General features: G+C 61.8%; 9 protein-coding genes. 6 read left to right on the forward strand and 3 right to left on the reverse strand.

Annotation, left to right across the window (positions count from 1 at the left end):
- Nucleotides 1-39: 39 nt before the first annotated feature.
- The 5 genes from IB250_RS01585 to IB250_RS01605 are packed head-to-tail and all read left to right on the forward strand — an operon-like array spanning nucleotide 40 to nucleotide 9413.
- Nucleotides 40-1764: a DUF2138 domain-containing protein gene (locus IB250_RS01585; RefSeq protein WP_192342689.1), complete on the forward strand. Its 1725-nt coding sequence runs from the start codon at nucleotides 40-42 to the stop codon at nucleotides 1762-1764.
- Nucleotides 1761-2399, forward strand: a complete 639-nt coding sequence (locus tag IB250_RS01590) for a DUF1175 family protein (protein ID WP_192342690.1) — start codon at nucleotides 1761-1763, stop codon at nucleotides 2397-2399. Before IB250_RS01585 ends, IB250_RS01590 begins: the two co-directional genes overlap by 4 nt.
- The gene (locus tag IB250_RS01595) at nucleotides 2396-6970 is read left to right on the forward strand and encodes an alpha-2-macroglobulin family protein (protein ID WP_192343192.1); all 4575 of its coding nucleotides are present in this window, start codon (nucleotides 2396-2398) and stop codon (nucleotides 6968-6970) included. Before IB250_RS01590 ends, IB250_RS01595 begins: the two co-directional genes overlap by 4 nt.
- Nucleotide 6971: 1 nt before the next feature.
- On the forward strand, nucleotides 6972-8594 hold the full coding sequence (locus IB250_RS01600) for a DUF2300 domain-containing protein (RefSeq protein ID WP_192342691.1): 1623 nt from the start codon (nucleotides 6972-6974) through the stop codon (nucleotides 8592-8594).
- Between the two features lie 3 nt (nucleotides 8595-8597).
- Nucleotides 8598-9413, forward strand: a complete 816-nt coding sequence (locus IB250_RS01605) for a YfaP family protein (RefSeq protein WP_192342692.1) — start codon at nucleotides 8598-8600, stop codon at nucleotides 9411-9413.
- Between the two features lie 347 nt (nucleotides 9414-9760).
- Here the strand turns inward: IB250_RS01605 and IB250_RS01610 are convergent, their stop codons facing one another.
- Nucleotides 9761-11197, reverse strand: a complete 1437-nt coding sequence (locus tag IB250_RS01610) for an amidase (RefSeq protein WP_192342693.1) — start codon at nucleotides 11195-11197, stop codon at nucleotides 9761-9763.
- A gap of 130 nt (nucleotides 11198-11327) precedes the next feature.
- Between IB250_RS01610 and IB250_RS01615 the strand changes: the two genes are divergently transcribed.
- Complete coding sequence (locus IB250_RS01615; protein ID WP_192342694.1) at nucleotides 11328-12248, forward strand: LysR family transcriptional regulator; 921 nt, start codon at nucleotides 11328-11330, stop codon at nucleotides 12246-12248.
- A 156-nt stretch (nucleotides 12249-12404) separates the two neighbouring features.
- On the opposite strand, the gene IB250_RS01620 is transcribed toward IB250_RS01615, so the two are convergent.
- Both IB250_RS01620 and IB250_RS01625 read right to left on the reverse strand, forming a co-directional pair.
- Nucleotides 12405-13328 carry an SdiA-regulated domain-containing protein gene (locus tag IB250_RS01620; protein ID WP_192342695.1) on the reverse strand — a complete coding sequence of 308 codons (924 nt, stop codon included), beginning with the start codon at nucleotides 13326-13328 and terminating at the stop codon, nucleotides 12405-12407.
- A complete protein-coding gene (locus IB250_RS01625; protein WP_192342696.1) occupies nucleotides 13325-14845 on the reverse strand; it encodes an ArnT family glycosyltransferase in 1521 nt (506 codons plus the stop codon). The genes IB250_RS01620 and IB250_RS01625 overlap by 4 nt, the downstream gene beginning before the upstream one ends.
- Nucleotides 14846-14848 lie beyond the last annotated feature (3 nt).

The raw sequence follows: 14848 nt of genomic DNA on the forward strand, positions 1-14848 counted from the left end.
ACCACGGATGAATTGTGCTTTGTAAACATGAGCGTGAACATGAGCGATAACACGATTTCACCAGCCGTTCCCCCGGCCGCCGATGCACCTGCCGCCAACACTTCCCGTCGCTGGCCGGCGCTGGTCATCGGGCTGTGCCTGGTGGCCGGCGTGGCGGGCGGGTTGGGGTGGTTCCTGAACAAACCCAAGGCTCCGCCTGCGGAGCTGGCCAGTGACAAACTGGGCATGGGCCGGCCGGACGGTTTGCTCGAAACCCATTCCCTGAGCCAACTGCCCAAGGATCTGCTGGCGGTGCCGTTTCTCAAGGAAACCCTGACCGAAGATTTCGTCTTCTATTACCAGGCCCACGCCGATCGTCTCGGTTTGATCGGCAGTCTGCGGCGGATCATTTACGAGCATGACCTGAAATTGCAGGACAGCCTGATCGAGCAGCTGTTCGATCAACCGGCGGACGTGGCGCTGTGGCGCGGGGCGGATGGGCGTCTCAAGGATTTCCTGTTGGTGATGGATCGCGGCGGGCTGGCCAAGGTGCTGGAGCCGCTGGCGAAAGTGGCGCTGGGTGATACGCAGCTGAGCAAGCTGGCTGAAATCAAGGTCGCCGGCGATGTGGTGCCGCTTTATCAACTCACCTACAACAATAGCAAAGCGCTGCTGTTCGCCTCTCATGGCGACAAACTGGTGGTGCTGTCCAATCCGGCCAAGCTTTATGACGCCGGCCACGGTCCAGTCGACGAACCCGGCATGGTCTCGACCGAATCGCTGGAAGCACTGCTCGGCGGCCAGAAACTGTTCCCCGAAGCCTTCGGCCTGCAACCCCGCGCGCCTGAGGTAAAACAACGCCTTTCGGTCAACTCCAGCGTTCTGGCCATGGGTTACCAGCGCTTCATCCCGAATTTCGCCGGCCTGCGTTTCGACATGGACGACAAGGGCTGGCACAGCTTCCTCGCCATGGACGAACTGGAAAACCAGCCAGACTTCGACTTCAAACCGATCTGGCAGGCCATGCCGATGGGTGCCAGTGCCTGCGTGACCTTGCCGCTGGCCGCCGAGCAACAGAAACCGCTGCTGGTGAAACTCGGCGCCGACGACGCCGTGGCCCAAGCCCTGACCGAACACATGGCCGGTGCCGCCGGCTTGTGCTGGTACGCCGATTCGCGGCTGTACACGCCGCTGCTGGTGGCCAGCCTGAATGACGATGACAGCGCCAAGCTCGACGGCGACCTGGGCAACTTGTTCGGCTCGATGGTCGGCGCCTACGAAGGCAACGTCGCCGAGCACGCGTTCCCGGTGGTCGAGAAACAGGAAGGCCAGACCCATCAGTGGCAGCGCCAGGTCAGCTCCAATTTCGGCCCCTATAAAGCCAAGGATGCCGAGCAACCCGACGCGATCACCGGCAAAGCCTTTATGCGCGTAAGCCTGGCGCGCCACGGTTCGACGCTGCTGTTCTCCCTGGACGACAAACTGGTCGACAAAGCCCTCGGCACCCTCGACAAACGCTTCCCGCCCATGGCTGACGTCGTGCCGAAAGACCTGCTGATGCCGATCTATTTCGGCCCGGACTCCATGGCGCAACTGATGCAACAGGAAACCCTCGACAGCCTGCCGCAAGACATGGAGCCGGTGTTCTACAACGCCGCGCAAACCTACCTGATCCCGAAATTGCGCACCCTCGGCGGCTATGGCAAATATGCCCTGACCTTGCCCAAAGGCAGCGAGCCCGACGGCCACTGGCAGTGGCTGCCGCTGGAGTGGAAAGCCCTGTGACCGCACTCATCCGAGGCCTCGGCCTGCTGGCGTTGCTGCTGGGGACTCGCACCTTTGCCAGCGAAGCCCCGGCGCTCGACCCGCAGCAATCCCAGGTGTTCCGCGCCTGGTTCGTGCGCATCGCCCAGGAACAACTGACCCAAGGCCCGAGCCCGCGCTGGTATCAGCAGGACTGCGCCGGGCTGGTGCGGTTTGCCGCCAACGAAGCGCTGAAAGTCCATGACGATAAATGGCTGCGCAGCAATGGCTTGTCCAACCGCTACCTGCCGCCGGAACTGCAACTGAGCGATGCCCAACGCAGCCTCGCCCAGCAATGGCAGCAGGGCGGCGGCAAGGTCGGGCCTTACGTCAACGCGATCAAACTGATTCAGTTCAACAGTCATCTGGTCGGCCGTGATCTGGCCCAGGCCCGACCCGGCGACCTGATGTTTTTCGATCAGGGCGACGACCAGCACCTGATGATCTGGATGGGCCGCTTCATCGCCTATCACACCGGCACTACCACCCCCACTGACAACGGCATGCGCTCCGCAAGCCTGCAACAACTCATGACATGGAAGGACACCCGATGGATACCCGACGCAGCCAACCCCAACTTCATCGGCGTCTATCGACTGAACTTCCTCTCCCAATGATCGGTGCCCGCATGCTGCGCATTTGCTCTCGAATTCCATTGCTGCTGGCCCTTCTGGCGCCTTTATCCACGGTCAACGCCGAAGACACCGTCGAGCCAAGCGGCTACACGCCGGTGGCCGGTGAAAGTTTTTTCCTGCTGGCCGACAGCAGTTTCGCCAGCGATGAACAGGCGATGGTTCGCCTCGAAGCGCCGGGCCGCGATTACCGCCGGTTCCGCATGGAGCCTTACGGCGGCGCAGACATTCGTGTGTATCGCATCGACAAGCCGCTGGATTTCCTCAAGCGCCAGAAGAACCTGCACCGCGTGGTCAGTGACGGCCAGTTCAAGGGCGAAGGCCTGTCGAACACCCTCGCGTACCTGTGGGACAACTGGTACCGCAAATCCCGTCGGGTGATGCAGCGGGCGTTTTCCTACGAATCGCGTAAACAAGTTACCGAGGAAGTGCCGGAACTGAAGATGGGCACTGCCATCGCCGCGCCAACGCCTTACGACGCACAGCCGCAATTCGCCTTGATTCCGGGCCTGCCGGTGGTCAGCCAATTCCGTTATCCGCTGTGGCAAGCCAAACCGATCCAGCCGCCTGAGGGCGTGAACCTGGCCGGTTCTTCCAGCGAGTTCGTCAGTGTCTCGCCGGGCAACGTGTACATCCCGTTGGGCAACCTGAAGCCGGGCCTGTACCTGGTGGAAGCACTGGTCGGCAAATACCGCGCGACCACCATGGTTTTCGTCTCCAACACCGTGGCCGTGAGCAAGATTGCTGGCGATGAATTGCTGGTGTGGGCCGCGCGCAAACACGAAGGCAGTTCGGTGCCCAAGGTCAATGTGCTGTGGACCGACGGCCTGGGCGTGATGAGCAGTGGCGCGACTGACGCCGACGGTTTGCTGCGTCTGAAACACGTCAGCCCCGAGCGTTCGTTCGTGATCGGCGAGGACGAAGAGGGCGGGGTGTTCGTCTCCGAGAACTTCTACTACGACAGCGAAATCTACGACACCAAACTCTATGCATTCACCGACCGGCCGCTGTATCGGCCGGGGGATTGGGTGTCGCTGAAAATCGTCGGCCGCGAGTTCAAGAATGCGCGGGATTCCGTGGCACCGACTGCTGCCGACGTGAATGTGACTGTGCTCGATGCTACGGGCACGGCGCTGCAATCGTTGGCGCTGAAGCTTGATTCCAAGGCCGGTACTCAGGGCCGTTTCCAGTTGCCGGACAACGCAGTGGCGGGCGGTTATGAACTGCGTTTCAGCTACAAGGATCAGGCCTACAGCAGCGCCTTCCGTGTCGCTGAATACATCAAGCCGCATTTCGAAATTTCCCTGAACCTGGCCAAGCAGGATTACCGCACCGGCGAACCGGTGAAGGGCAGTCTGGTGCTGTTGTACCCGGACGGTAAACCGGTGGCCAACGCCAAGTTGAGCCTGAGCCTGCGCGCCCAACAATTGTCGATGGTCGATAACGAGCTGCAATACCTCGGGCAATTCCCGGTGGAGCTGACCAGCGCCGAACTGACCACCGACGCCAAGGGCAACGCCAGCCTCGACCTGCCCGCCGCCGAGAAACCGAGCCGCTACATGCTCACCGTGTTCGCCAGCGATGGCGCGGCGTATCGGGTCAAGACCACCAAGGATATCCTCATCGATCGCGGTGCTGCGAGTTTCCGCCTGAACGCGCCTCAGCGGTTCAGCGCGGTGGGCGGCAAGGTTGCCTTCAGCTATGCCAACGAAGGTGGCAGCGAGCAGAGCAAAGCGGTCACCCCGAGCAGCTACAGCTGGGTGCGTCTGGAGGATCAGACCACTGGCGAAGGTAAACTCACCGCCAAAGATAAAGGCTTCACCCTGGCCTTCGACCGTCCGGGCACTTACAACCTGACGTTGAAAGATGATCACGGCCGCGTGCTTGGCGCGACCGGTCATTCGGTCACTGGCGATGGCGTCAAAGCCGTGCCCGGCACCGTGGAAATCGTCCTCGATAAACCCGAGTACAAGGCCGGCGACGAAGCCCTCGCGTTGATCACTTTCCCCGAGCCGATTATCGATGCGCTGTTGTCGCTGGAACGCGACAAGGTCGAGGCCACGGCGCTGCTGTCCAAGGGCAGCGATTGGCTGAAGATGGAAAAACTCAGCGAAACCCAATACCGCGCGCGCATTCTGGTGAAGGACAACTTCGCGCCGAACCTGACGTTCTCGGTTCTTTACACCAAGGGCGGTCAGTACAGCTTCCAGAACGCCGGTATCAAAGTTGTCGCGCCGCAAATCGATGTGGCAATTACCACCGACAAAGAAGCGTATCAACCAGGGGATACGGTTACCGTCGATCTCGCTACGCAGTTCGCCGGCAAAGCCATTCCGGCGCACCTGACGGTCAGTGTCGTGGACGAGATGGTCTACGCCCTGCAACCGGAAGTCGCGCCGACCATCGACCAGTTCTTCTATCACCCACGCCGCAACAACGTGCGCACCAGCGCCAGTTTGTCGTTCATCAGCTACGACGTGGCATTGCCGGGCAGCCCAGGCGCGCCGGGCAAAGCCAACCGCAGCGAGCGTGGGGTGAAAGTGCTGGAGCGGCCACGTCGCGAAGACGTCGACACCGCCGCGTGGCAGCCTGAATTGATCACCGATGCGAATGGCAAAACCCGCTTCACCTTCAAAATGCCGGACTCGCTGACGCGCTGGCGCATCACCGCCCGCGCCATCGCCGATGACGGTCAGGTCGGGCAGAAGAAGCAGTTCGTGCGCTCGGAAAAACCGCTGTATCTGAAGTGGAGCGGCCCGACCAAGTTCCGCAACAGCGACAAACCGGACCTCGGTGTGTTCGCGTTCAGTCAGGCTGAGAAACCGGTCAAGGCTGAGCTGGTGATTCATTACGGCGGTGCAGAACAGCGCGTGCCGGTGACCTTGAACAACGGCATCAACTACATCGCCTTGCCGGCGTTCACAGTGGCCAATGGCGAGTGGACTGCCGAGCTGGTGCAGGACGGCAAAACCGCTGATGCGCTGGCCGTGCGCCTGACCGCGACCGGCGAAGGCTGGCAGGTAACGCAAAGCCAAAGCCTGGACGTGGCCAGCGGTGATACGCCGCTGACCTTGCCGGCAGACGCGACCGATATTCGCCTGCGTCTGGATGACAGCCCGCAAGCGCTGTTCCGTTCGGCCCTCGATGATCTGCTGAGCTATCCGTATGGCGGCGTCGAACAAACCGCCAGCCGTTTGCTGCCGTTGAGCATCGCTTATCCGACCTTATCGTCGAACCCGCAGATTCGCGATCGCTTGCGTTTGATCATGCAGAACAGCCGCCTGCGGCTGGTGCAAATGGCTGGTCCGTCGGCGAGCTTCACCTGGTGGGGCTTTGACGGTGAGCCGGATGCGTTCCTCACCGCGTATGCCTACTACGCCGACTGGCACGCCAGCAAAGCGCTGGAACTGAGCCTGCCGCCGGAGCATTGGCAGCGGGTGCTGGAGGTGTACGCCAAGCAGTCGCAGAACACGCCGCTGTTGCAGCGGGCGTTGATTCTGTCGTTTGCCAAACAGATGCAATTGCCGGTGAACACACTGCTCAGCGGTTTGATCGACGACTTGGTGAAGGCCGGCGAAGGGCATGCGGCGAGCGTGATGGACGATGGCGAAGAGAGCCTGGTCATGAGCGATCCGGATTCGGCATTGGGGCTGGCCAGCGCTCGGCTGTTGACCGCATCGTTGGCGCGTCAGGCCAAGGTCAATCTGCCGGAGGCGTTCAGTCGTCAATTGGACGTAGCACAACAACAAGTGGCCGCCAGCTCCCAGCCGTTTGTCGAAGCGTTGAACCTGTCGCTGCAAGCCTTCGATCAGGCTCACGCGCAAGCGCTGTTGCAACGCTTGTTGCCGCAGCAATCGACCCTGGAACGCGCCTTGGCGCTGACCTGGCTGCAACGCAGCATCGAACAGGCCTCGCCCACCATCGCACTGGCACCGGGTGAAGGCTGGAAGAAAAAGTATGGTGATACCGGTGAGATGTATTGGACGTGGCAGGGTGCTGCGCCCGTGCCGACAGTGTTGTCGCTGACCGGGGAGCAAGAGCGCCCGCTTCGCGCCGCGTTGAGCTTCCAGAGCAAGCAACCGCCGTTGAGCCCGATGGCCGTCACCATCACTCGTCGTCTGTCGCGTCTGGTGCCGGGTGACGAAGCGTTCGAGTTCAAACTCGAAGCGGTCGGGACCAAACCGTTGTCCAGCGACAGCCTGTACCTGGACGAAGTGATCATCACCAGCAAGGCTGCGAAACCGCTGCGCTACGGCATGCTCGAAGTGCCGCTGCCACCGGGTGCGGACGTCGAGCGCACCACGTGGGGCATCAAGCTGATGGGCAAGGCCGGCACCGAGCCGACCTCGCTGGAGAAAGCCCGTTTCGAACCGGGGCAAATGGCCTACGCCATCCCGGTGGATGCCTTGAGCGGTGAATTGCGCCTGCGTCATCTGGTGCGCTTCTCGCAAAAGGGTCAGTTCAACCTGCCGCCGGTGCGTTTCACCCAGGTCTATGCGCCACAGCATCAGGCTCAGGAACAGAAACCGGCACTCGGTCAGGTCACGGTCCACTGACATGACCCGTCGTTTGGTCTGGATGTGGCTGTTGTGTTTGATCCCTGCGCTGGCGACCGCGCAGGACGAACCGTTGCGGCTGGGCTTCAAGGATGAATTGCTTTCGTTGAACCGCACTCAGGTGATCGCGCGTGAGCCATTGCCTGCTGATCTGCAGACGCCGCTGGGCAGTTTGTGGAAGCTGTTTGTCTACGGCTGGCTGGTGGACACCGGCGCGCGTGAGCCGGCATATGAGTGTCGCGGGCAATCGAAGGAAGAAGTGTATTGCTGCACGGCGGGCGGCAGGATTGAGCGCGATCAGGCGTTGGTGAAGTCTTGTGGGTTGTACTTTGAGCCTGCGCGCCTGGGCATTGCCGGTGCTGAATGGCGCGAGTATTGGCAGGCGAGACAAGCACCGAAGTGGCTGCTGGACTTGCCGTCGTTGCAACCGCAGACCCGGGTTTCGGTGGCTGAGTTGCTGAAGGTATTGGCCGTGATGCCGGCGCAGGATCAGGCGCGGCGGGTGTTGCTCGATGTGGTGCTGAATGCCGCTGACGGCAATGTCGTCGGTGAGCTTGGCGGCCGGTTGCGGGTGAAAACCTGGAGCTGGTTGGGGGATCAGGATCCTTCGTCGCGTCAGGGCGGGTTCGCTGGCTGGACGGCGGACGGCACGCCGATCTGGGCCGGTGGGCGCGGTACCAGTCAAATGGTCTTGCGCGCTTATGGTCCGGCGTTGGCAACGGTGTTGCCCTCGTCATGGCCCGCCGAGGCGGGTAAGTGCGTCGAGGTTGGACTGTTCGCGCGTTATCCGCTGAAACGTGTGCTGTCGGGAGATCGCGTGTTAGCGCCCGGGTCTTTGCAAGGCGACTATCGCGTCGAGTTCGCCAACGGCAATCAACTCGATATCCACAGCGACGGTGAGTTGTTCTTGCTCAAAGACAAACTCGTCGCCCGCCTGGATCGCGAAGAATACGTCGCCCGCGTCCTGCAGCGCGAAGCCAGACCGGAACCCGCCGAAGCCGCCAAAGCCCTGAGCGTCGCGATCCGCACCTACCTGCTGCAAAACGCCACCCGCAACGGCGACTGCCTGAGCATCGACGACAGCAGCAGCCGACAGCGCGTCGCCCCACGCCCGGCCGCGACCGAATCACGCAACATCGCCGCGTGGACCAGCGATCTGGTCCTCGCCGGCAGCAACGTCACCTATCACTCCGACCAACCGGGGCCGGACAAGCTCTCCTGGCTGCAAGCCGTCGAACAGGCCAATGCCGGTCAACGCTATGACGCCATCCTGCTGCACGCTTACCCGCGCGCCAGCCTCAGCCGCTGGGACAATCCAGTGGCTTCCTGCGATGCATTGCCCGCCGCGCAAGACTGGCTGCAAAAGCAGCGTCGCGGCTGGCGACCACAGCTGGAAAGCGAAGTTGGCTACAACGAAGTCAACACCTTCGCCGTCTGCCGCCTGGCTTTCGGCCGCCCTTTTGTCGACCGCGAACGCCAGCGCATTTACGTGCGCGGCGTGCTGTCGCTGCAAGACCGCCTCGACCTGACTCACGAATACCTGCACCTGGCCTTCGAAGCACACCCCAACGGCCAGGATGAAACCTACATCGAAGGGCTCGCCCGCCACCTCTTGCTGGAATAGGCCATGAAACTCCGTTACCCACAGGTCCTCCTGTTCCTTTGTTCCTTTTGCGTATGGCCGACCACGTTCGCTGCCAATAGCGCGGTCAAAATCGACACCCCCATCGGCGGCTGGCGCACGGGTGCGCCCGAAGGCGAAGGTGAAAACTTTCGTCAGACGGTTAATTACCCGGCGTCCTCGGTGAACACACCAGTGGGGCAAGCCAATACCGCGCGTATCACTGGCCAGATCAACGCGACGCCCAAGGGCAATGAGCCAGGCAAGCTGATCGTCAACGGTGTCAGCATGCCACTGAAGCTCGACCCCGCCGGCCGCTTCGACCGTCCGTTCTCATTCCCCAACGGCAGCAACAGCGTTGAAGTCCGCAGCCCTGATGGTCAACAACGCCACCGTACCCAGTTCCTCAACACCAGCGGCGGCGCCACCCCGGCCAAGTTGCGAGTGCTGCTGGCCTGGGACAGCGACGGCACCGACCTCGACCTGCATGTCGTCACGCCTGATGGTGGCCACATCTGGTACGGCGACCGCGTCGCGGCCAACGGCGGCGCACTCGACGTCGACGTCACCACCGGCTACGGCCCGGAAATCTTCGCCATGCCGGCGCCGATCAAGGGGCAATACCTGGTCTACGTGAACTACTACGGTGGCGGGTATCGCAGTGATGAGGAGGGGCAGGAGGATGCGGTCCAGCCGCTGACCACGGCGCAGATTACGGTGATTACGGAAGAGGGGACGCCGAACGAGAAGATGGAAACGTTCCTGGTGCCAATGCGGGTTGTGGGGGAGTTGACGTTGGTTAAGGGGTTTAGTTATCCGTAAGTAGCAGTCCAATCTGTAGCAGCTGCCGAGCCCGCGAGGCTGCGTTCGAGGACGAAGTCCTCGCAAATCGGTGTACACGGTCCCACCTGAAAGTACCGTTTGCCTGATTTTACGACTGCTTCGCAGCCGAACGCAGGCTTCGCCAGCTGCTACAGGGAGTGCATCGGCTGTTAACTGACAGGCATTGGCAAACGGACTGCGTATAGCGGATTGCCTTTTTGAGGGTGTTCTTGCGGGCTTGCTCGCGAAGAGGCCGTCCCACCCACTACAAAACCCACAGACCGATAAACAGACAATGTTTAATCGACATCTCCAGCCGTCATCCCTGTCGTTGTCGGGGCATTGACTCAGTCATCGCCGACCCAAATCCGCGGTCTGCGCTCATGCCACGGCAGCGCCTGTTCCAACTGCCCCGCCAACCGCAACAACACCTCCTCAGCCCCGAATCGTGCGGCAAATTGCAGGCCGATGGGCAAACCCTGCTGGCGGGACATGGCCAGCGGCAACGACATCGCCGGCGTCCCCGCCACATTGAACACCGGTGTGAACGGTGAGTGCTCGAAGACCCGCGCAGTCCATTGCAAACCGTCCATGGTTTGCGCTCCACGGCTGTAGGTGTCGAGGGCGTGGGGCAGGCGCGGCAGGGTCGGCGTCAGCAGTACGTCGAAGTCGTTGAACCAACCGGCCACGCTGCGGGCGATGAGGTTACGCACTTCCAGCGCGCCGGCGAACTCCACGGCGCGGGCCTGTAGGCCGTACGCGTAGCAGGCGAGGGTGGCGGGCTCCAGGGTGCTCAGGTCGATGGGCCGTGAAGTGGTCGCGGCGAGCCCGTCGATCCAGCGCACGAGGGTGGCACACCAGATGTGGGCGTTGGCCTGGACGAATGAATCCCATGACGTACCGAGTGGTGCGGTCACTCGTTCCACGCGATGACCGAGCGCTTCCAGTTCACGGGCCACGGCCAAGGTGGCCTCGGCAATCTCGGGATCCAGTGCGGCGCCGTTCCACGGTGTGTCGAGCAGGCCGATGCGCAAGCGTCCTGGATCGCGTCCCACCTGCGCCAGAAAACCTTCGGCCGGTGCAGCGGTGTAGTAAGGATCGCCCGGCGCATAGCCCTGGACGATGTCCATCAACGCCGCGCTGTCGCGGACGGTTCTAGACAGACCGAGTTGTACGCCGAAACCGGCAAATACTTCATCGAGCGCCGGGCCGTTCGAGACTCTGCCGCGCGTCGGTTTCAGCCCGACCAGCCCGTTGTAAGATGCCGGTACGCGGATCGAACCCGCTGCGTCAGTGGCATGGGCAATCGGCACGATGCCGGCAGCGACCGCGGCCCCCGAACCACCGCTCGAACCGCCGGCCGACAGCCGAGTGTCCCACGGGTTGCGGGTCGGGCCCTGGAGCACGGATTCGGTCTCGGTGCTAAAGGCCATTTCCGGGGTGGTGGTGCGCCCCAGGGTGGCGAGGCCGGCGGCGTTGAAGCGTTGCATCAGGTACGAATCCGACTCGGCCACCAGGCCTTGGGCCAATCGGCTGCCCAGCTCAACGCGGCGGCCGGCCGAGGTAATCGCCAGGTCCTTGATCAGGAAGGGCACTCCGGCCAGCGGCCCCGTACCCTCGGTGACAGTGGGCGACCAGTGTTCAATGACCGCGTTGATTTGCGGGTTGACCCGTTGCACGGCGGCAATGGCCAGCTCCGCCAGTTCAGCCGACGTGACTTCGCCAGTCGCCACCAGTTGCGCCAGACCGATACCGTCGTAGGTTACATATTCGTTCAGATTCATGGGAGTTCTCCAGTTGAGAGCCCCGATGATAGGTGCCGCCCGCGGCGCTGATTAGCCCATAAAAGCGGTATGAAATGTGCCGTCAGTGGCACAATCCAGGCATGTTGGTTTTACCTCACAGGTGGCTCGAATGATCCGGGACTTGAATGACACGCTGGTGTTTGTGCGCGTGGTGAGGTTGGGCAGTTTTACCGCCGCGGCCCACGCCTTGCAGATTCCGAAGACGACCGTCAGCCGCCGCGTGCGCGAGTTGGAACAAGCCATCGGTGTGCAGTTGTTGCGCCGTACCACGCGCCAGTTGAGCCTGACCGAGGCGGGAGCGGTTTACTTTGACCAGTGCAAGGACATCGCCACCACCCTGGAACACGCCGAGCTGGCAGTGCATCAACTGCGCGATGATCCGCGCGGCTGGCTACGGGTGACGGTGCCGTACTCGTTCGGGGTCAGTTGGTTTTCACCGTTGGTGGCCGGTTTTCGTCAGGCGTATCCGCACATCAGACTGGAAATTCTGGCGTCCCACGTGCCGCTGGATCTGGTCGGCGAGGAGGTTGATGTGGCGCTGCGCCTCGGCGCCTTGCCGGATTCCAGTCTGGTCGCCCGCCGCCTGGCGAGTTACGCCACGGGCATCTACGCCGCGCCTGAGTACATCGAGTGCCACGGCCTGCCGGCGACGCCGGACGAACTGCTTCAACACCGCACATTGGTGCTGCATCAGGCTCGGCGCGATGTGGGTTACGTTTGGCCGTTGCGCAAGGCTGGCGCCAAAATGCGCAGTTATCGGGTTGAGCCGACCATCATTGCCAATGATCCTGCCCTGCTAAAAGATGCATTGTGTGCCGGCGAAGGGTTGAGCCTGGGCATGGATCAAAGCATGCAGGCCGATGTGGACGCGGGAAGACTGCGCCGGGTGCTGCCGGAATGGATCGGGCCGCCACAGGACCTGAATGCGGTGACAGCTCGGGAGCATTTGCCATCACCCAAGGTGACGGCGTTTATCGGGTTTTTGAAGGCGCATATGTTGGCGGCTGAAACTCGGCCTGATTCGGTGTGATTTAACCGGAAACAGGAGGGTGTTCTTGGGGGCCTCTTCGCGAGCAAGCCCGCTCCCACAGGGGATCTGCTGTGAACCCGTTTTTGCGATCGCCGCAGATCAAATGTGGGAGCGGGCTTGCTCGCGAAGAGGCCGGCCCATCCCACACAAAACCCATTAATGCGCCACAGCAGCCTTCGATTTACTGAACCGATAAAACAGATTGGGCTCGCTCACAATGTAAAGCTCGCCATCGGCGTCCATGGTCATGCCTTCGGCTTGCGGTATGGTTTTTTCGAGGTCATCCGTCAAACCGAGCAAGGAGCGGATGCTGACGAAAATTCCGTCCTGATCGAGTTCGGTCAGGTTGGAGGACTGCTCGCTCAGCAGCAGCAAGTGACCGGTCCGAGGATCGTAGTAACCCTCGGAAAGGTCCATGCCGAAGACGCTGCGGTCGATCCAGTTCGTCAAGTCCTTGATGCGGACCTGCCACGAGCCGTCGATGGACGCGAGCATGCCCGTGACCGAATACAGCTGCCGCGGGTCGCGTTCCTTGATCGCGAAGACGCGATCATTGACCGGATCATATGTCACGCCTTCAAAGCCCTTGTTGTGTTCGCTCAGGTTGATCTCGATGGCGAGAAACGGTGCGTTTTGCGCATGGATAGGGCCAGGGGTACTCGGCAAAGTGACGACGTACAGTCGCTGCAACACTTCATCGGCGATCACCACTCGCCCCTTACCCAAGTAAGCAATGCCTTCCGTGTCCTGGAACCCGATCAGCGGATAACGTTCAAGCAGATCGCCGTTACGGCTCAGCGTGACAATCGCCATGGAAGAACTATTGGTGATCCCCAACAGACGATCCCGGTCCGGGTCATAGGTGATGCCGGACAAATCGGTGACGCTCGCAATAGGCTTGGCCTGGATCACGGCTTTATAGTCCGGCAGCCAGATGTTTTTGTCCGGCGCCTGATTGCCATGCCAGAGGTTTTGCCAGTGCGCATACAGTTGCCGGTGGACCATAAAATGTGCAGAAACCGCGTAGGCGCCAAGCAATACAACAATGAAAAATATTCCCGACTTCCATGCCTTGCTCATGACTTTTCCTTGTCCCAGCTGAAGCGATAGACCTTGAGTGGCTGCCCGGGATGGCAGCGGCCGTTATCGGCATCGGCGCCTACGATCGACCACTGCGCACGAGACGTTTCGCCCAGCGCATGGGCGGCTTCAGGATTGAAACACTGGCTCAACACTCCGTCCGGCACCAGGGCGTACGCCTCACGGTGGTCGCGCAGCCACTGTGCCGCTTGTTCGACCGAGGAGTTTCTAACGCCGAAATGCACGATCGGCTGCCGGGCGAATAACCAGTGGCCCTCGCGCCAGTTGACCAGCACCAGGTCAGCGCCGTGGGTCATGGTTGCCGCCTGCGCCATAATCGCTTCATGGGGGTTGGGACCTTCCTTGATCGGCTCGACGAAACCGCGGGCGAACCACAGAACAAACCAGGTCACCACCAGCGCCTGGAATATTCGCCGACCGCGCGGGCGTTTGCCGAACCAGCGCTTGAGCAGCCATGGAATCAGCGGCGCGGCCACCAGCACCAGCCCTGGCAGCGCCGGATAGATGTACAACTTGCGCTTGCCGCTGCTCAGGCAGAAGAACAACACCACCAGCACGACCCAGCCCAGCAGCACCAGCACTCGACCGTCGTGTTTGCGCAGTTGCCGGCGCCAGGCCGGCACCAGCCAAGGCAGGGCCAGCACCAACGGCAGCCAGTATTGCGGGATCACGTTGACGAAGAAATACCAGAACGGTTCGCGGTGATCCCAGGCGGCGGCATAGCGTGCTGCGGTCTGGCGCAGCAGGATTTCTCGCGCGTAGGCGATTTCATCTGCAGTGCCATTGAGCACAATGGAAAGCGCCAAGGGCAGCAGCCAGATGGCGATGGCGCCGAGCGCAACCAAAAAGCCCAGGAACCACTTGCGCGCTTCGCCCGGCATGGCCACCACACCGGACCAGTTTTTGCGCACCGCGTAGGCATACGGAATCAGCATCAGGACCGGGACGAAACCGACCCCTTTGGTGATCACGCCTATGCCCATGGCGGCGCAGCCCACATAGAACCAACGCCACGCCGGCCCAAGCAGCAGATGCCGTGCCAGCCCGTACAGGCCCAGCGACGTGAACAGAATCAACAGGCTGTCGATCTGCCCGGTTCGCAGGATGCTGTAGGTCTGATAGGTGGCCAGGTACAAGAGCGCCGCCGTCCGACCGATGCGCTGATTCCATAGCCTGCGGCCCAGATCGTAGACCACGGCCGTGACCGTCGTGGCCGACAAAAGCCCCGGAATATAGAGGGCGAGGGCAGGCAGGCCGGTGAGCCACGCGAAGAACGCCACCGTCCACATAAAGATCGGCGGTTTATCGCCGTATATCTCCGCAGCGCGGTGGGGGATGAACCACGCGCCGTTGTGCAACATTTCCAGGGCCACGCCGAGGAAGCGTTCCTCGTCCACATTCTGCGGTTGACGCAGCCCCAGCCCGGCGCCGATCAACAGCAAGGCGAGCAGCATCAGGCCCAGGCATTCGATCCCGGGCGACAGGGTTTTGCGCATGGC

It is taken from the genome of Pseudomonas sp. PDM09 (assembly GCF_014852305.1).
Taxonomy (GTDB): Bacteria; Pseudomonadota; Gammaproteobacteria; order Pseudomonadales; family Pseudomonadaceae; genus Aquipseudomonas.

What these genes read in the sequence shown, in the direction of transcription:
- IB250_RS01615 (WP_192342694.1), top strand. Translation starts at nt 11,328, where the DNA reads ATGATCCGGGACTTGAATGACACGCTGGTGTTTGTGCGCGTGGTGAGG.
- IB250_RS01595 (WP_192343192.1), top strand. Translation starts at nt 2,396, where the DNA reads ATGATCGGTGCCCGCATGCTGCGCATTTGCTCTCGAATTCCATTGCTG.
- IB250_RS01585 (WP_192342689.1), top strand. Translation starts at nt 40, where the DNA reads ATGAGCGATAACACGATTTCACCAGCCGTTCCCCCGGCCGCCGATGCA.
- IB250_RS01605 (WP_192342692.1), top strand. Translation starts at nt 8,598, where the DNA reads ATGAAACTCCGTTACCCACAGGTCCTCCTGTTCCTTTGTTCCTTTTGC.
- IB250_RS01600 (WP_192342691.1), top strand. Translation starts at nt 6,972, where the DNA reads ATGACCCGTCGTTTGGTCTGGATGTGGCTGTTGTGTTTGATCCCTGCG.
- IB250_RS01610 (WP_192342693.1), bottom strand. Translation starts at nt 11,197, where the DNA reads ATGAATCTGAACGAATATGTAACCTACGACGGTATCGGTCTGGCGCAA.
- IB250_RS01620 (WP_192342695.1), bottom strand. Translation starts at nt 13,328, where the DNA reads ATGAGCAAGGCATGGAAGTCGGGAATATTTTTCATTGTTGTATTGCTT.
- IB250_RS01625 (WP_192342696.1), bottom strand. Translation starts at nt 14,845, where the DNA reads ATGCGCAAAACCCTGTCGCCCGGGATCGAATGCCTGGGCCTGATGCTG.